The sequence below is a fragment of the Streptomyces sp. CNT372 genome, assembly GCF_000377145.1.
Map to the genome: position 1 here is coordinate 41,969 of NZ_KB897784.1, position 16,493 is coordinate 58,461.

Genomic DNA, 16,493 nt, shown 5'->3' on the forward strand with positions numbered 1-16,493 from the left:
GCGCGATTAGCTCAGCGGGAGAGCGCTTCCCTGACACGGAAGAGGTCACTGGTTCAATCCCAGTATCGCGCACCAGCCGAAGCCCCCGGTCCCTGTGACCGGGGGCTTCGTCGTGCGCGCACGCGGTGGGCGTGCGGGCGGTGTCAGGGCGCGGCGGGCTTCAGGAGGAGAAGAGCATCCGGCCGAAGCCGCGCTGGCGGTGGTGGCCGTGGTGGCCGTGGTGGCCGTGATGTCCGTGCTGCGGGGCGCCCCAGGCCGGTGCGGCGGGAGCGGGGGCGGCCGGGTAGGCGCCCGGGGCGGGCGGCGGCGGGGCCTGCTGGGCCCACTGCGACTCCAGCCGGGTCAGCGACTCCAGCTCCCCGTAGTCGAGGAATATGCCCCGGCAGCCGCTGCACTGCTCGATCTGGACACCGTTGCGGTTGTAGGTGTGCATCGCCGCATGGCACTTGGGACACTGCATCTTCTGCTCAGCCTCTCGCCGGTCGGTCGACGTCACCGGATGCATGCCCGGTGGCGGTGACTTCACCCTACGACGCGCCCTGCGGATCCAACTCGGGCGCGAGTGTCCCGATTCGGGTACAGGTGTCGATCATCTCCCTTTCCACCTGGTCCAGTTGGCGGCCTTCGGCGGCGGACTTGGCGAGGGCGAGGGCCGCGGTCTGCACCGTGAGCGCGCGGGCGGCGGTGTCCAGCTCGGGCCAGGGGTCGGCGGGATCGGTGACGGCCGGGCCGCCGGCCTGAGCGTAGGCGTGGAGGAAGCGCTGCCAGGTGGCCGGAGGCAGCAGCCCGGCCGCGAACCAGGCGGCGGGGCGGGCGAGGTCCCAGGCCGGGTCGCCGAGGCCGAGGTCGTCCACGTCGATCAGCAGCCAGTCGCCGCCCTCGGCGGGGTGGCGGACGAGCTGGCCGAGGTGGAGGTCGCCGTGGCACAGGGTACGGCGGCGGCGCGGGTCCGCCTCCCCGCGGGCCCAGGCCGGGAGTCCGCCCCAGGCCCGGCGCACGCCCTCGGCCGCGGGGTGGCCGCCCGCGGCCGCCTCCATCCGGGCGAGGGCGGCGGCGGCCTTGGCCGGGCCGCGCATGGGCGGGAGGGGACCGGGGAGGGCTGCGGGGTCGACGCGGTGGAGCCGGGCGAGCAGTCGCGCGGCCTCCTCCCAGGGGGCCGCGTCGGGATCGGCGGGGTCGACGGGGGTCCCGTACGGCCAGGCGGTGAGGGGGCGGTCGCCCGCGGCCGCCGTGGCCGCCGTGGCCGCCGTGGCCGCCCGCGGGACGGGCAGCGGGGGCAGCAGGATGCCGTGGAGCGCCGGGTGCGCGGCGACGGCGAGGCGGACGCGGTGGGCGGCCGGGTCCGTACCGGGGGCGTGGGCCTTGGCGACGGCCGCCCCGTGCCGGACGACGGTCCCGTCCGGCCGGTCGGCGAGCACGGGAGCGGGGTCGCCGACCGCACAGGCCGGACAGGCGGAACGCGTCCGCACGCCGGACTGGTCGGGATGGGCCGCCTCGCGGGCGAGACGGGCGAGGCGACGGACGAGAGGGGCGGTCACGCGGGGAGGCTACCCGTGCAGGGCCCGGGCGGAGCGAGGCGTGTGCCGGCCGGGCGGTCCGGGCCGGTGTTCGCCCGGCCACAGGCACTCGGCACGAGGCAGCGGTGGAGCCGGCCGAGCACCGGGCGGGGGCGGCTGGGGCCCGCGGGCGGGCGGGGGATCCGCCCGTGGACCGAGGGCCCGGCGTTCGGGGGGCCGGGCTCGGCCGGGCGGGGCGCGTGGGCGGGGTGCGGTCACGGCCGGGCGGCCGGGCTCGGCCGGGACGGTGGCCGACCGGGCTGCGGCGCCCCGGCGCGGGGCAGCCGGGGCGGGCCCGGGCGCCGGCGGCGGGTGTGCTTCGGCCCGGTGGCCGGGCCCGTGCTCGCCCGAGCGCCGGGCGGGCCGGGCGGAGCCCCAGCGGTCACGACCGGGCGGCCGGGCGGAGCCCGAGCGCCGGGAGCGTGCCGCGGCCGGTCACCGAGCGCCGCCGGGCGGAGGCCGGCGGGCGGACGGTTGGGGCCCCTGGACGGTCCGGTGCCGACCGAGCGCCGACGGGGCCGACGGAGCCGACGCAGGACAGCCGGTCGAACCGGGCCGGGCGGAGCCCGAGCGGTCACGGCCGGGCGGGGTCCGTGGGCGGAAGCGGTCGCGGCCGGGCGGGGTGCGGTCACGGCCGGGCGGCCGGAGACACGTGGCCGAGGGCTGTGGACGGGCGCGGGTACGCGCGATGGCCGGCCGGCTCCCCAGCCGACCGGCCAAACGCTGCCGTCCGCCGCACCCCCGTCCCCACGGGGCTGTGGCCCGATGTCCCCGGCCCGGACCGCTCTTCCGGGCCCGGGGCGCCTCTCAGCGCCCCAGCATCATGCCTACGGACGACGCCTGTGCGACCACCGCGTCCCAGCCGCCGAAGACGACCACCAGCAGTGCCGCCAGGGGAAGGACCATGGCCGTGGCCACCAGCGGGTGGCGTGTGCCGCCCGGACGGACGCCGAGCCCGGCGTATGCCTTGCGCGTTGCCGTGTCGGCCATGGTCCCTCTCCTGTCAGATGGGCAGCGGCGGGCGTCTGGCCTCGGGGGACGAGTGCTGCACCCGCCGCTTGAGGACAACACTAGGGAAACGGGACGGCCCGGACGTCATGCCCGCGTACCGATTGACCGGCCTCCCCGAGGATGAGCCGTGCCCCGGTCACGTACTCCCCTGGGTGGAGACGCGTGCCCGGGAACCCGGGTCTTCCCCGAGGGGACGCCCGCCCTCCCGCTCGGCCTCCCGGGGGACGGGCTGCTCGACGAGCGCCAGCACCCGGTTCGCCATGAAGCGCGCGGTGCGCACGGCAGTGCCCGATCTCGTGACTTCGCTCACTTCGACCACCCCCCGCCGGACCGCCGTCTCCACCCTGCGGCCCGCCCGGCTTGCCACCACTTCGTACGTCCGGGTCGTGTCACCCGCGTCCACCACTATCTCCACGCGGTCGCCCTTCATTGATCCAATCCCCCTTCTGCGACGGTCCGTTGAGATCTCGCACGGGCCTGGGGAGAGGGATCCGCCCTCCCCTGACCACTCCTCAATTCTCCCACCGGGCACTGACAATCGATCCGCTCGCGAGGGCGCGGCCTATGAGCGCACCGGCGCGGGGCCACATAAGCTGTGGCCCGTCAGACCGAGTGACCGGGCAGCGGGGTGGGGCTCCCACCGAGGTAGGGGACGGACGATGGCGATGATGCGGCTCCGGCGCGAGGACCCGCGTGTCGTCGGCTCGTTCAGGCTGCACCGCAGGCTCGGGGCGGGCGGGATGGGCGTCGTCTATCTGGGGTCCGACCGCAAGGGCCAGCGGGTCGCGCTGAAGGTGATCCGGCCGGATCTGGCGGAGGACCAGGAGTTCCGTTCCCGCTTCGCGCGCGAGGTGTCGGCGGCCCGGCGGATCCGGGGCGGGTGCACCGCGCGGCTGGTGGCGGCGGACCTGGAGGCGGACCGCCCCTGGTTCGCGACCCAGTACGTGCCGGGCCCCTCGCTGCACGACAAGGTCGTCGAGGAGGGCCCGTTGCGGGCCGCGGACACGGCCGCCGTGGGCGCCGCCCTCTCCGAGGGGCTGGTCGCGGTCCACGAGGCCGGGGTGGTGCACCGGGACCTGAAGCCGTCGAACATCCTGCTCTCCCCCAAGGGCCCGCGCATCATCGACTTCGGCATCGCCTGGGCGACGGGCGCGAGCACGCTGACCCATGTCGGGACGGCCGTCGGCTCGCCGGGCTTCCTCGCGCCCGAGCAGGTGCGCGGCGCGGCCGTCACCCCGGCGACGGACGTGTTCGCGCTGGGCGCCACCCTGGCGTACGCGGCGATGGGCGACTCCCCCTTCGGACACGGCAGTTCCGAGGTGATGCTCTACCGCGTGGTGCACGAGGAGCCGCATCTCCAGGGCGTGCCCGACGCGCTGGCCCCCCTGGTGGCCGCCTGTCTGGCCAAGGACCCGGAGGAGCGGCCGAGCACCCTCCAGTTGTCCATGCGGCTGAAGGAGATCGCGGCCCGTGAGGCGCAGGGCCTGCACGACAGCCGTCCCCCCGCCCCGAGGGACCGGGAGCGCGAGCGGGAGCGGGCGGAGCTGAGCCGCCCCACCGCGCGCTACACCGAGCGGACGGAACGCGCCGAACGCACGGAGCGCGCCGATCGGAGCACGGGCCGGCGCGAGCGGCATACGGCCGGCCGCGGCGAGCGGGCCGAGCACGGGGAGCGGCGTACCGGCGGTTCGTCGGTGCCGCGCCCCTCCTCGTCGCGGACGGGGCGCGGTTCCCGGGCGCACCCGTCACGGCCGGGCGGCCGGACCGACGGCGGCCGGACGAACGGCGGCAGGGGCACCGAGCGCCGCACGGGCGGCCGCCCGGGGACGCGGCCCGGCGGCGCGCGCACGACCTCGACGGGCCGGCGGCCGGCCAACCCCCGGCTGCTGCGCCAGCGCATCGTCGTCTTCTTCGTGGTGACCCTGGTCGTGGCGCTGGGGATCGCGGCCCTCCAGCAGCTCTGAGCCGGTGGCCCGGCAGCTCTGAGCCGTGGCGGTGGGCCGGCCCGGACCGGGTCAGGCGGTGGGCCGGCCCGCGGTGACCGCGTAGAAGGCGACGGCCGCGGCGGCTCCCACGTTGAGGGAGTCGACGCCGTGGGCCATCGGGATGCGGACCCGTTCGTCGGCCGCGCGCTGGGCCCTCGCGGTGAGGCCGTCGCCCTCGGCGCCGAGCATCAGGGCCACCTTCTCCAGCCGGTGCGGGGCCAGTTCGTCGAGGGGCACGGCCGTCTCGTCGGGGGTGAGGGCGAGCAGGGTGCAGCCCGCCTCGCGGACGGCGGCGAGGTCGGCGGGCCAGGTGGCGAGGCGGGCGTAGGGAACGGCGAAGACCGCGCCCATGGAGACCTTCACGGAACGCCGGTAGAGGGGGTCGGCGCAGTCCGGGGAGAGGAGTACGGCGTCCATGCCGAGGGCGGCGGCGCTGCGGAAGATCGCGCCGATGTTGGTGTGGTCGTTGACCGCCTCCATGACGGCCACCCGGCGGGCGGAGCGCAGGAGTTCGGCGGCGTCGGGCAGGGGCCTGCGCTGCATCGAGGCGAGCGCGCCGCGGTGGACGTGGTAGCCGGTGACGCGTTCGGCGAGGGCGGGCTCCACCACGTACACCGGGGAGCCGGCGGCGTCGATGACGTCGCGCATGGCCTCGGTCCACTTCGCGGAGAGGAGCATGGACCGCATGGGGTAACCGGCGTCCAGGGCACGCCGGATCACCTTCTCGCCCTCGGCGATGAACAGGCCCTCGGCGGGCTCCCGGCGGCGCCGGAGTTCGACGTCGGTGAGGCCGGTGTAGTCGGCCAGCCGGGGGTCGTCCGGGTCGTCGACGGTGATCACTTCGGCCACGGGGTCGCTGCTTTCTCGGTGGTGCGCGGGGCGGGGGCTGGGTCGCGGGATCAGGCGAGGGGCGGGACGCCGACGCCGACCACGTCGCCGACGACGATGACGGCCGGCGGGCGGACCTCCTCGGCGCGGACGACCTCGGCGACGGTGGCCAGGGTGGCGTCCACCCGCCGCTGGGCGGTGGTGGTGCCCTCCTGGACGAGGGCGACCCGGGTGCCGGGCGCCTTGCCGTGGGCGACCAGGGCCTGAGCGATGGCGCCGATCTTGTCGACGCCCATCAGGATCACCAGGGTGCCGGTCAGCTTGGCGAGGGAGGCCCAGTCGACGAGCGAACGCGGGTCCTCGGGGGCGACATGGCCGCTGACGACGGTGAACTCATGGGCCACGCCCCGGTGGGTGACGGGGATGCCGGCGGCGGAGGGCACCGAGATGGAACTGGAGATCCCGGGCACGACGGTGCAGGGGATGCCGGCCTCGGCGAGGGCTTGGGCCTCCTCCATGCCCCGGCCGAACACATAGGGGTCGCCGCCCTTGAGGCGGACGACCGTCTTCCCTGCCTTGGCGTGCTCGATCAGGGCGTTGTTGATGGCCTCCTGGGCCATGAACCGGCCGTAGGGGATCTTCGCCGCGTCGATCACCTCGACGTGGGGCGGGAGTTCGTCGAGGAGGTCGCGGGGGCCGAGCCGGTCGGCGATGACCACGTCGGCCTCGGCGAGCAGGCGCCGGCCGCGCACCGTGATCAGGTCGGGGTCGCCGGGGCCGCCGCCGACGAGGGCGACGGAGGGGGTCTTGTCCCGGCGGTGCGGGGCGGCGAGGGTGCCGTCACGGAGCCCTTCGACGATCGCGTCCCGGACGGCGGCGGAGCGGCGCGGGTCGCGGCCGGTGAGCACGGCGACGGTGACGCCCTCGCTGCGGCCGGTCGCCGGGGTCCAGGCGGTGGCGGCCTCGGCGTCGTCGCTGCGCACGCACCATACGCGGGCGGTCTCGGCGGCGTCGGAGATCCGGGCCGCGGCCCGCGGGTCGCTGACGGCGACGAGGACGTACCAGGCGCCGTCGAGATCGCCGTCCTCGTAGCGCCGCCGCACCCAGGTGATCTCGCCGGCCCCGGCCATCGCCTCGACGGAGGGGGTGGCGGAGGGCGAGACCAGGGTGACCCGGGCGCCCGCCGCGACGAGGGCCGGCAGCCGGCGCTGGGCGACCTGGCCGCCGCCGACGACGACGACGCGCCGCCCGGACAGGCGGAGTCCGACGGGGTACGCGGGGTGCTCGGCGGGCTCGGGCATGGCGGTGCGGCTCCTCGTGCGGGGTGATGCGTGGCGGGCCGCTGCGGCGGTGGAGCGGCTGGTGGGACGCCGGTGGCGGTGGGCCGCGGACCGGGGGACGCGGACACGGCCTGGGCACCAGAGTACGGGTGCGGCGGCGGGGCGCCGGGTGCGGCCCGGCGCTTCCGCGCAGGCCGGGCGGGCCTCGCGCCGCCCGGACGTCCTGGCGGCGCGAGGACGTCCGGGCGGCGCGGCGGGCCGGGCTACTTCTCGGTGACCCCGGCGCTGTCGAAGGTCGCCACCTCGTGCATCGCGCGCGCCGCGCTCTGCACGATCGGCAGCGCCAGCAGGGCGCCGGTGCCCTCGCCGAGCCGGAGATCCAGGTCGACCAGCGGGCGCAGGCCCAGCTTGCCGAGGGCGGCGACGTGGCCGGGCTCGGCGCTGCGGTGGCCCGCGATGCAGGCGGCCAGCGACTCGGGGGCGACAGCCCGCGCGACGAGGGCCGCCGCGCCGGTGCTCACACCGTCCAGGACGACCGGGGTACGCAGCGAGGCGCCGCCCAGGATGAGGCCGACCAGGGCGCAGTGCTCCAGACCGCCGACGGCGGCGAGGACGCCGACGGGGTCGGCGGGGTCGGGCCGGTGGAGTTCCAGGGCGCGGCGGACGACGTCGACCTTGCGGGCGTGCATCTCGTCGTTGATGCCGGTGCCCCGGCCGGTGATCTCGGCGGGGTCGGCGCCCGTGTACACGGAGATCAGCGCGGCGGAGGTGGTGGTGTTGGCGATGCCCATCTCGCCGGTGAGCAGGGCCTTGTTGCCGGCGGCCACCAGGTCGCGCGCGGTCTCGATGCCGACCTCGATGGCGGCCAGCACCTCCTCGCGGGTGAGCGCGGGCCCGGTGGTGAAGTCGGCGGTCCCGGCGCGCACCTTGCGGGGCAGTAGACCGGGGGTGGCGGGCAGGTCTGCGGCCACGCCGACGTCGACGACGCAGACCTCGGCGCCCACCTGCTGGGCGAAGGCGTTGCACACCGCTCCCCCGCCGAGGAAGTTGGCGACCATCTGGCCGGTGACCTCCTGGGGCCAGGCGGTGACGCCCTGGGCGTGCACGCCGTGGTCACCGGCGAAGATCGCCACGGCGGCGGGCTCGGGCACCGGCGGCGGGCACATCCGGGACAGGCCGCTGAGCTGCGCGGAGATGATCTCCAGCATGCCGAGGGCGCCGGCGGGCTTCGTCATCCGCTTCTGGCGCTCCCACGCCTCCCCGAGGGCCTTGGCGTCCAGCGGGCGGATGGCCGTGACGGTCTCCTGGAGGAGGTCGTGCGGCTCCTCACCGGGCAGGGCGCGGCGGCCGTAGGTCTCCTCGTGGACGACCCAGGACAGCGGGCGGCGCTTGGACCAGCCCGCCTGCATCAGCTCGGGCTCCTCCGGGAACTCGTCGACGTAGCCGACGCAGAGGTAGGCGACGACCTCCAAGTGGTCGGGGAGGCCGAGGGTGCGGACCATCTCGCGCTCGTCGAAGAACGAGACCCAGCCGACGCCCAGGCCCTCGGCGCGGGCGGCGAGCCACAGGTTCTCCACGGCGAGGGCCGAGGAGTAGGGCGCCATCTGGGGCTGGGTGTGGCGGCCGAGGGTGTGACGGCCTCCGCGGGTGGGGTCGGCGGTGACGACGATGTTGACCGGGGTGTCGAGGATCGCCTCGATCTTCAGTTCCTTGAACTGCTTGGCCCGGCCCTTGGGCAGTGACTTGGCGTACGCCTCGCGCTGGCTCTGGGCGAGTTCGTGCATGGTGCGCCGGGTCTCGGCGGAGCGGATGACCACGAAGTCCCAGGGCTGGGAGTGGCCGACGCTCGGCGCGGTGTGCGCGGCTTCGAGGACCCGGAGCAGGACCTCGTGCGGGATGGGGTCGCTGCGGAAGCCGTTGCGGATGTCCCTGCGTTCGCGCATGACCCGCAGGACGGCCTCGCGCTCGGCCTCGTCGTACCCGGGGGCGGGAGGGCCGGCGGGGGTGACGGGCTCGGGCTCGGGCTCGGCGGGAGCTTCGGGAACGGCCTCCTCGGCGGCGATGGCGGGCGCGCCCGGGAGGGCTTCGGGAGCGTTCACGGCCTCCGGGGCGGGCGCGGCCTCCGGGGCGGGCGCGGGCCCCGGCTCGGGCTCGGCGGGGGCGTCGGGAGCGGGCTCCGGGGTGGGGTCCGCGCCGGCGTCCGCCGCGGGGGCGGTCACGGGCTCGGGCGCGGGTTCGGGTGCGGGGCTGTCGGCCGCAGGCGCGGGGGCGTCCGGCACGGGGGCGGCTGCGGAGGCCGGGTCCGTGGCGGGGGCCTCCGGGGTGGCGTCCTCGGCCGGAACGGCAGCCTCCGGGGCGGCGGTCACCTCGGGTGCGGGGACGGCCTCGGGGGCCGCCGCCTCCGGGGCGGGCTCGGAAGCGGCCCCGGCGGCCGGGGCGGGGGCCTGCTCCGGGGTGGCCGGAGCGGGCGCGTGCTGGGACTGGGCGCCCTGGAGGGGCAGCGCCTCGGCCTCCGGCGCGGAGGCTTCCGGCGCGGAGGCTTCCGGCGCGGGCACGGGGGCCGCGTCCGGAACGGGGACGGCCTGGGACTCGGCGGCGGACGTCGGGTCGGCCGGCTGGTCCGGCTGGGGGGCAGGGTCCGGGGCGACGGCGGCGGGCGCCTCGGGCTCCGCTTCGGTGGCGGTCGGCGCTGCGGGGGCCTCAGCCTGGGCCCCCGCGGCCGCGTCGGTCACGACGGCCCCGGCCGGTGCGGCGGGCTCCGCGTCCGGCGCCGCGCCCTCGCCCGCGCGGGGTGCGGGGACAGCTGCCTCGGCGGGCGGGGCGGGTGCCCCGGCCACAGCCGCCTCCGGCGCCGCGGCGGCCGGGACGACCGATTCCGCCTCCGCTTCGGCGACGGGGGCCGCGGGGGCCGCCGGGGGCTGCGGGTCCCACGGGGCACCGGCCTGCGGCGGAATGTCACCGAGGGACGGGCCGGGCAGCTGGGCGCCGGGCTCCTCGCGGGGGACGTCCAGATACTCGACGCCCGTCGCGCCCTGGGGCGCCGGGGCGTGGGGTACGGCGATCGGGTGCGGCGGGGTCGCCCCCGCGGGCCCCCGGTCCGCGAGCGAGCGCACCAGGGAGTTCGCCGGGTCCGGGACGGGCGGTCCCATGTGCAGGGGCCGGCGCGCGGGCTGCGGGGCCGGCATGGCGGAGGCGGCGGACGCCGGGGCGCGGACGGCGCCCAGGTCGACGGCGCCGGAGTCCCGGCCACCCGTCTCGTGCGCACCGGGCTCGTGCGCGGCGGGGTCCGGCACCGCGGGCTCGTGCGCGACCGGGTCCGGCACGGCCTCGGTCGCCGGTGCGGCGGGAGCGGCTTCGGGGGCCTGCGCGGTCACGACGGCCTCGGCCGGTGCGGCGGGCTCGGCGGCTGCGGCGACCGGCTGCTCACCCGCGTACGGGGCGTCCGGCGCGGGCTGCGCCGGGCCCGCCTCCGGGACGGCGGCGGCATCGGCGGCGGCCACCGCGTCCGGCGCGACGCCCGGCAGGACCGACATCGTCCCCTGCACCTGGGCGAGCGAGTCCCCCGGCGCGGCCTGCGCGTACTGCGCCTCGGCGGCCCGGGCGTACTGCGCCTCCGGGCCGTCGCCGGCCGGGTCCTGGGTGTATCCGGCCCCGGCGGGCGGCTGCGGGGCGGAGGTCACCTCGGTGAACTCCGGTGCGGCGGGCGCCTGCCATGCCTCCGCCGGCGCGGGCACACCGGCTTCCTGGACGGGGGCGGGCCGCTGACCCGCCGCGTACTCTGCGCCGTACTGCGGGGCCGCCGCTGCGGCTCCCTGCTGGTGCTGAACGGAAGCCTGCGCCGCCGCGTACTGGTCCAGGAGGGAACCGTGCGGCGGGGTCGGGGCCGGTGCGGCGGCGGGGTGCTCGCTCCAGGCGCCCTGGGCGCCCGGCATGAGCAGCAGATCGTCTTCCTCGGCGGTGTGCCCGGAGGGTTCGAGGTAGGTGTACGCGCCGGGGGCGGGGACGCCCGGCTGCTCCACCATGCCTGCGTTCTCCGGCTGCCCCTCGCCCGGGACCTGGCCGGTGTCGGTCATGCGTACCCCTCGCCCATCGGTATAGCTCCTTCGCCCGTCGCCCGGGGCGTCCGACCGGCACACCTGACGCCCGTGAACTTCTAACGAGCGTGTGCGCCGCGCGGCACGTTCGGCCCCCGACCCCTGCATTGTCGCCGTCGTTCGCGACCTCGGCGGCAAGATCCGCCACGGTGCGCTGTGGGCTGCGCCACGTCGCGCGTCCCCCCGGTCCCGGCGTACCGCGAAGCGGAGTCGGAACGACCCCTTTTTCCGGACATCGGCGAACCAAACGACGAACACCCGGCTGCGGTACGACGATCGGCCAGCCTACCGCGCTGTGCCGCTGTGGGGGGATTGGGGCCGAGTGGCGGGCGGGGCCCGATTCGCGGGTCCGGTCCGCCTACGACCCCGCCTGGGCGGCCGCTTCCGGGTGCCGTCCGCAGAGGAGGAAGACGACGGTCCGCTCGCGTTCGCTCCAGTCGGCGGGGTCGAGGTCGACGGACTGGAGCAGGGCGCACTCCACCGCGTAGCCCCCGGCGGCGAGGGCGGTGCCGATGGCCTCGGCCTCGTCGCGGGTGGAGGCGTGGGTGACGATCCGCGCGGGGCGGCGGTCGGCGACGGCGCCGACGACGGGGACCCCGCCGCCGCCGATGCGGACCACGTCCGGTTCGGGGAGGCGTTCCAGGACGTGCGGGGCCGCGCCCTGGACGACCTGGAGCTGGACGCCGAGGTGCCGGGCCGCGTCCCGGGTGCGGGCGCAGGCGTCCGGGTCGGCGTCGACGGCGATGACGGCGGCGCCGAAGCCGGCCGCCTCGGCGGCGAACGCTCCGCCGCCGCAGCCGATGTCCCAGACGAGGTCGCCGGTGCGGGGGCCGAGGCGGGCGAGCTGGGCGGCGCGCAGTCCGGGCTGCTCGCCCTCCCCCGCCGGGCGCGGGTTCCCGTCGGCCGCGCGCAGGGCCCAGCCGCGCAGTGCGGGCGGGTAGGCGGGGGCGTGCCCGGCGATCCATCCGGCGCCGGTGCGGGCGGAGCCGGGGACGGTGCCCCCGCCGCCGACGACGATCACCACATTGGGGTCGCGCCAGGCGTGGTCGGCGGCCTTGTCGGAGGTGAGGACGGTGACCTGCTCCCGGTCGGTGCCGAGTTCCTCGCAGATGACGAAGGTGCGGTGGACGCCGTCGAGGAGGAGGGCGAGTTCGGCGGGGCCGGCACCGGGAGAGGTGAGGACGGCGACCTTGGGGTGGGCGCGGCAGACGTTGACTGCGCGCCGCAGGGTGCGGCGGTGGGCGACCACGATCTGCGCGTCGTCCCAGGGCATCCCGGCGCGGGCGAAGGCGGCCGCGACGGCGGAGACGGCGGGCACCACCTCGACCTCCAGACCGTGCTCCGGTGCGCGCAGGGTGCGGACGACACCGAAGAAGCCGGGGTCGCCGTCGGCGAGGACGACTGCGCTGCCCCGGTGCCCGGCGATCCGGCGGGCGGCGAGGTCGACGCTGCCGAGGCGGATGCGTTCGGCGGTGGGCGGGACCTCGGGCAGGGCCAGGTGGTGGGGGGCTCCGGCCACCAGCGTGGCGGCGGAGAGCGCGGAGGTGGCCGCCCGGGTGAGTGGCGAACCGTCCCATCCGATCACCGTGACCCGGTCGGCCATCGCGTCAGTCTCCTGGGGGTGTTGCAGGCGGGGGTGTGCGGGCGCGGGCGGGGCGGGGGTGGCCGCCGGTGGTGTCGCGGAGGGTGTCCCGCACGGCGAGGGTACCGGTCGAGGGCCGGGCGGCCGGAGGGGGTCCGGCCGGGGCGCGGGCCCGGGCAGGCGGGGGGGGGGGGGGGGGGGGCCGCCGGTGGTGTCGCGGAGGGTGTCCCGCACGGCGAGGGTACCGGTCGAGGGCCGGGCGGCCGGAGGGGGTCCGGCCGGGGCGCGGGCCCGGGCAGGCGGGGGCCGGCCGGGTGCGCTCCGGGCCGGGGCCGGGGCCGGGAGCAGGCGGGCGCGGCACCGGGGTGCGGGACCGGGGTCAGTTCCAGTCGGTGTAGGAGGAGTACCCGGCCTCGGCCAGGCGGTCGGCCTCCAGGTCCTCGGGGAGGAGGCTCCACACGATGAGGTCGGTGCGGGACTCCTCCCAGGCGCCGCCGCCGGCCGGGGTCCGGACGGTCCAGGCGTTGCGCAGGACGCCTTCGCTGATGCAGCCGATCTTCTGGGCGACCTGCTGGGAGGCGGTGTTGCCGGCCGCGGTCCGCAGCTCCAGCCGCTCGAAGCGGCGGTCGCGGAAGAGCCACTGGGCGACGGCGAGCAGGGACTCGGTGGCGTATCCCTCGCCGCGGGCCCAGGGCGCGGTGACATAGCCGGCCTCGGTGGCGAGGATGCGCCAGTCGGTGTTGCGCAGATGGACGGTGCCGACGAGGCGCTGGGTGAGGAACTCGGTCACCGCAAAGACGATTCCCCGCCCGGAGGCGCGTTCCTCGGGCGCGAAGCGGCGGACCCAGTCCTCGGCGTCACCGGCGGTGTAGGGATGGGGGACGGTGGTCCACGCGGTGACCATCTCGTCGTTCATCATCTCGGTGTGGGCCGGGATGTCGGCGTCCTCGAAGGGGCGCAGCACCAACCGCTCCGTGCTGATGGACACGTCCGGGAAGGTGTGAGTCATGCGCTGCTCCATGCCGGGACCGCCGGTGGTCGTTGCGTGAGGGTGTCGTGGCCGTAGCCGTGAGGACACAGCATGCAACACCGCCCGTGGGCGGTGAATGGCCGGGTCCGGGCACGACGCGACCCCGCGCACCTTGATCGGTGCCCGGGGCCGGCGTCAAGTGCCGTGCGGCGGTGTCCGGTTGGGCGCCCGCGCGGGTGCCCGTGGGGCGGCTGCCGTCCGGCCGTCCGCGTGAGCGCTACTCGACCGCGCCGGAGGCGGGGACCACGGAGCCCTGGTAGGTGTCCTCGATGAACTTCTTCACCTCGGGCGAGTTCAGGAGCTTGGCGAGCTTCTGCACCCGCGGGTCGTCCGCGTTGCCGTCCTTGACGGCGAGGAAGTTGGCGTACGGGTTGCCCTCGGCCTTCTCCAGGACCAAAGCGTCCTGGGCGGGCTTGAGATCGGCCTCGATGGCGTAGTTGCCGTTGATGACCGCGGCGTCGACGTCGTCCAGGGCGCGGGGCAGCGTGGCGGCCTCCAGTTCCTTGAACTTCAGGCCCTTGGCGTCGGCGATGTCGGACAGCTTGGCGTCGGTGCCGGCGCCGTCCTTGAGGGTGATCAGCCCGTTCTCGGCGAGCAGGTGGAGGGCGCGGCCCTCGTTGGTGGTGTCGTTGGGGACGGCGACGGTCTGGCCGGCCTTGATGTCCTTCAGGTCCTTCGACTTCTTGGAGTAGAGGCCGAGGGGCTCCAGGTGGACGTTGGCGACCGGGACGATGGTCGTCTTGTTCTTCTTGTTGAAGTCGTCCAGGTAGGGCTTGTGCTGGAAGAAGTTGGCGTCGACCTGGCCCTGCTGGGTGGCGGTGTTCGGCAGGACGTAGTCCGTGAACTCCTTGACCTCCAGCTTGAGGCCCTCCTTGGCCGCCAGCTCGTCCTTCACGAAGGTGAGGATGTCGGCGTGCGGGACCGGGGAGGCGGCGACGACGAGCGCCTTGGACGCGTCGGCCTCGGCGCCGGAGTCGCCGGCGGAGGCCGGGTCGGAGGAGGTGCCGCAGGCGGTGAGGCCGAGGGCGAGGGTCGCGGTGAGTGCCGCGGCGGCGGTGAGCTTGGTGTTCCTGCGCACGAAAAGTGCCTCTTTCTTGTGGTGGTGCGAAGCCCGGACAAGGAGTGCGGGCCGGTGGGAGGGAAAGCCGTGGGAACGGGCCGGGGTGCTCCGGCCTCAGGTGGCGGCGCGTCCGCGGCGGGCGAGGAGTCGCACGGCGCCGTCGCCGATCAGCTGGACGGCGGTCACCAGGACGACCAGGATCGCGACGGTGACCAGCATGAACTGGGTCTCGAAGCGCTGGAATCCGTACGTGACGGCCTTGGAGCCGAGCCCTTCGCCGCCGACCGCGCCGGCCATCGCCGAGTAGCCGATGAGCACGATCACGGTGGTGGTGACGCCGGAGATGAGGGAGGGCAGTGCCTGGGGCAGCAGGACCTTGCGGACGATGGTGGGAATGGAGCCGCCCATCGCCTGGACCGCCTCGACCAGGCCGTGGTCGACCTCGCGGATCGCGGTCTCGACGAGCCGGGCGAAGAACGGGATCGCGCCGACGGCGAGCGGCACGATCATGGCGGTGGGGCCGATGAAGGTGCCGACGACCAGGGTGGTGAAGGGGATCAGGGCGATCAGCAGGATGATGAACGGCAGCGAGCGGCCGACGTTCACGATCGCGCCGACGACCTTGTTCACCGGGGTGTTCTGGAGGAGTCCGCCCTTGTCCGTGAGGACGAGCAGCACGCCGAGCGGCAGGCCGCCGGCCACGGTGGCGAGGGTGGACCACAGGACCATGTAGAGGGTGTCGAGGGTGCCCTGGGTGAGCAGGGGTTCCATCTCGGACCAGGTCACTTCGCGATCTCCTTCACCAGAGTGCCGGCCTGGGCCGGGACGGGGCCGGGGGCGGAAACGGCGGACGGGCCGGGGGTGTTCGCGGGGTCGGTCACCTCGACCTGGAGGCCCTGTTCGCGCAGGAAGCCGACGGGCACGACGTTCTCCTCGTAGCGGCCGGGCAGTTCGATGCGCATCCGGCCGATCTGCCGTCCGCCGACGGTGTCCATGGCGGCGCCGAGGATGGAGATGTCGATGTTGTAGGTGCGGGAGAGCTGGGAGATCACCGGCTGGGTGGCCGTCTCGCCGTGGAAGGTGACGTCGAGGACGGTCCGGTCGGTGCCGCTGGCCTCGCCGCCCACGGGGAAGAGTTCCCGGGCGAGTTCGGAGCCGGGGGTGGCGAGCAGTCCGGTGACCGTGCCGGACTCGACGATCCGCCCGCCGCGCATCAGGGCGGCGGAGTCGCAGACGCTCTTGACCACGTCCATCTCGTGCGTGATCAGCAGGACCGTGAGGCCCAGTTCGCGGTTGAGGTCGCGCAGGAGCTGGAGGATGGAGCGGGTGGTCTCGGGGTCGAGGGCGCTGGTCGCCTCGTCGGAGAGGAGGACCTTGGGGTCCCCGGCGAGGGCGCGGGCGATGCCGACGCGCTGCTTCTGGCCGCCGGAGAGCTGCCCGGGGTAGGAGCGCGCCTTGTCGGCGAGGCCGACGAGGTCGAGGAGTTCGAGGGCCTTGCGGGAGCGCTCGGCGCCGGACACGCCGAGGATCTCCAGCGGCAGTTCCACGTTGTCCTGGACGGTACGCGAGGACAGCAGGTTGAAGTGCTGGAAGACCATGCCGATACGGGTGCGCGCGGCGCGCAGTTCGCGGGAGGCGCGCCGGCCGCGGCCGGCGAGGGCGGTGAGGTCCGTCCCGGCGACGGTCACGGTGCCGGAGGTGGGGCGTTCCAGGAGGTTCACGCAGCGGATGAGCGAGGACTTGCCGGCGCCGCTCTGTCCGATGACGCCGAAGACCTCGCCCTCGCGGACATGGAGGTCGACGCCGTCGAGGGCGATGACGTCGCGGCCTCGCGACGAGTAGACCTTGGTCAGGCCCTTGGTGGTGATCACAGGGTTTCCGTCACTGTCGAGTGCGCGGCGCGGTGTCCGCCGGGCACGGGGCGTTTCGGTTCGGACAGTCGTCCGCGGGCACACGGGCTCGGCCGGTGGCCGGGGGCGCGCGGGGTGCAGGCTCTCGGTCCGGGCCTCGCCGAGGGACGGCGGGCGGGTCGGACTCAGCTCATGACTGTCGGTCTCGCTTCGGGGC

At 76.0% G+C, this 16,493-nt stretch carries 13 protein-coding genes and 1 tRNA gene; 2 read left to right on the forward strand and 12 right to left on the reverse strand.

What is annotated here, in order from left to right:
• Window positions 1-75, forward strand: a tRNA-Val gene (locus C593_RS0119100).
• Between the two features lie 85 nt (window positions 76-160).
• On the opposite strand, the gene C593_RS0119105 is transcribed toward C593_RS0119100, so the two are convergent.
• From C593_RS0119105 to C593_RS0119120, 4 genes are all read right to left on the reverse strand, one after another.
• Window positions 161-460 (reverse strand): TFIIB-type zinc ribbon-containing protein, encoded by a 300-nt coding sequence (locus tag C593_RS0119105; protein WP_037746367.1) that lies wholly within the window; start codon window positions 458-460, stop codon window positions 161-163.
• A 67-nt stretch (window positions 461-527) separates the two neighbouring features.
• A complete protein-coding gene (locus tag C593_RS0119110; RefSeq protein ID WP_018848911.1) occupies window positions 528-1,538 on the reverse strand; it encodes an aminoglycoside phosphotransferase family protein in 1,011 nt (336 codons plus the stop codon).
• Window positions 1,539-2,363: 825 nt separating this feature from the next.
• Window positions 2,364-2,546, reverse strand: a complete 183-nt coding sequence (locus C593_RS0119115; RefSeq protein ID WP_018848912.1) for a hypothetical protein — start codon at window positions 2,544-2,546, stop codon at window positions 2,364-2,366.
• Window positions 2,547-2,703: 157 nt separating this feature from the next.
• Window positions 2,704-2,997 carry a hypothetical protein gene (locus tag C593_RS0119120; RefSeq protein WP_018848913.1) on the reverse strand — a complete coding sequence of 98 codons (294 nt, stop codon included), beginning with the start codon at window positions 2,995-2,997 and terminating at the stop codon, window positions 2,704-2,706.
• A gap of 229 nt (window positions 2,998-3,226) precedes the next feature.
• On the opposite strand from C593_RS0119120, the gene C593_RS0119125 reads away from it, so the two are divergent.
• Complete coding sequence (locus C593_RS0119125; protein WP_018848914.1) at window positions 3,227-4,531, forward strand: serine/threonine-protein kinase; 1,305 nt, start codon at window positions 3,227-3,229, stop codon at window positions 4,529-4,531.
• A gap of 51 nt (window positions 4,532-4,582) precedes the next feature.
• Here C593_RS0119125 and C593_RS0119130 read toward each other — a convergent pair whose 3' ends face one another.
• The 8 genes from C593_RS0119130 to C593_RS0119165 form a co-directional block, all read right to left on the reverse strand.
• On the reverse strand, window positions 4,583-5,401 hold the full coding sequence (locus C593_RS0119130) for a TrmH family RNA methyltransferase (RefSeq protein WP_018848915.1): 819 nt from the start codon (window positions 5,399-5,401) through the stop codon (window positions 4,583-4,585).
• A gap of 50 nt (window positions 5,402-5,451) precedes the next feature.
• Entirely contained in the window at window positions 5,452-6,681 is a 1,230-nt protein-coding gene (gene cobA, locus C593_RS0119135) for a uroporphyrinogen-III C-methyltransferase (protein ID WP_018848916.1), read from the reverse strand.
• A gap of 242 nt (window positions 6,682-6,923) precedes the next feature.
• The gene (gene cobT / locus C593_RS0119140) at window positions 6,924-10,733 is read right to left on the reverse strand and encodes a nicotinate-nucleotide--dimethylbenzimidazole phosphoribosyltransferase (protein ID WP_018848917.1); all 3,810 of its coding nucleotides are present in this window, start codon (window positions 10,731-10,733) and stop codon (window positions 6,924-6,926) included.
• Window positions 10,734-11,112: 379 nt separating this feature from the next.
• Complete coding sequence (cbiE, locus tag C593_RS0119145) at window positions 11,113-12,357, reverse strand: precorrin-6y C5,15-methyltransferase (decarboxylating) subunit CbiE (RefSeq protein WP_018848918.1); 1,245 nt, start codon at window positions 12,355-12,357, stop codon at window positions 11,113-11,115.
• Between the two features lie 358 nt (window positions 12,358-12,715).
• The gene (locus C593_RS0119150; protein ID WP_018848919.1) at window positions 12,716-13,345 is read right to left on the reverse strand and encodes a GNAT family N-acetyltransferase; all 630 of its coding nucleotides are present in this window, start codon (window positions 13,343-13,345) and stop codon (window positions 12,716-12,718) included.
• A gap of 238 nt (window positions 13,346-13,583) precedes the next feature.
• Window positions 13,584-14,444, reverse strand: a complete 861-nt coding sequence (locus C593_RS0119155) for a MetQ/NlpA family ABC transporter substrate-binding protein (RefSeq protein WP_018848920.1) — start codon at window positions 14,442-14,444, stop codon at window positions 13,584-13,586.
• A 96-nt stretch (window positions 14,445-14,540) separates the two neighbouring features.
• Window positions 14,541-15,212 (reverse strand): methionine ABC transporter permease, encoded by a 672-nt coding sequence (locus C593_RS0119160; RefSeq protein WP_018848921.1) that lies wholly within the window; start codon window positions 15,210-15,212, stop codon window positions 14,541-14,543.
• Window positions 15,209-16,297 carry an ATP-binding cassette domain-containing protein gene (locus C593_RS0119165; RefSeq protein WP_018848922.1) on the reverse strand — a complete coding sequence of 363 codons (1,089 nt, stop codon included), beginning with the start codon at window positions 16,295-16,297 and terminating at the stop codon, window positions 15,209-15,211. The genes C593_RS0119160 and C593_RS0119165 overlap by 4 nt, the downstream gene beginning before the upstream one ends.
• Window positions 16,298-16,493 lie beyond the last annotated feature (196 nt).

Coding starts and splice junctions, on each gene's coding strand:
- C593_RS0119105 (WP_037746367.1), bottom strand. CDS start 460: ATGCAGTGTCCCAAGTGCCATGCGGCGATGCACACCTACAACCGCAAC.
- C593_RS0119115 (WP_018848912.1), bottom strand. CDS start 2,546: ATGGCCGACACGGCAACGCGCAAGGCATACGCCGGGCTCGGCGTCCGT.
- C593_RS0119120 (WP_018848913.1), bottom strand. CDS start 2,997: ATGAAGGGCGACCGCGTGGAGATAGTGGTGGACGCGGGTGACACGACC.
- C593_RS0119125 (WP_018848914.1), top strand. CDS start 3,227: ATGGCGATGATGCGGCTCCGGCGCGAGGACCCGCGTGTCGTCGGCTCG.
- cobA (WP_018848916.1), bottom strand. CDS start 6,681: ATGCCCGAGCCCGCCGAGCACCCCGCGTACCCCGTCGGACTCCGCCTG.
- cobT (WP_018848917.1), bottom strand. CDS start 10,733: ATGACCGACACCGGCCAGGTCCCGGGCGAGGGGCAGCCGGAGAACGCA.
- cbiE (WP_018848918.1), bottom strand. CDS start 12,357: ATGGCCGACCGGGTCACGGTGATCGGATGGGACGGTTCGCCACTCACC.
- C593_RS0119150 (WP_018848919.1), bottom strand. CDS start 13,345: ATGACTCACACCTTCCCGGACGTGTCCATCAGCACGGAGCGGTTGGTG.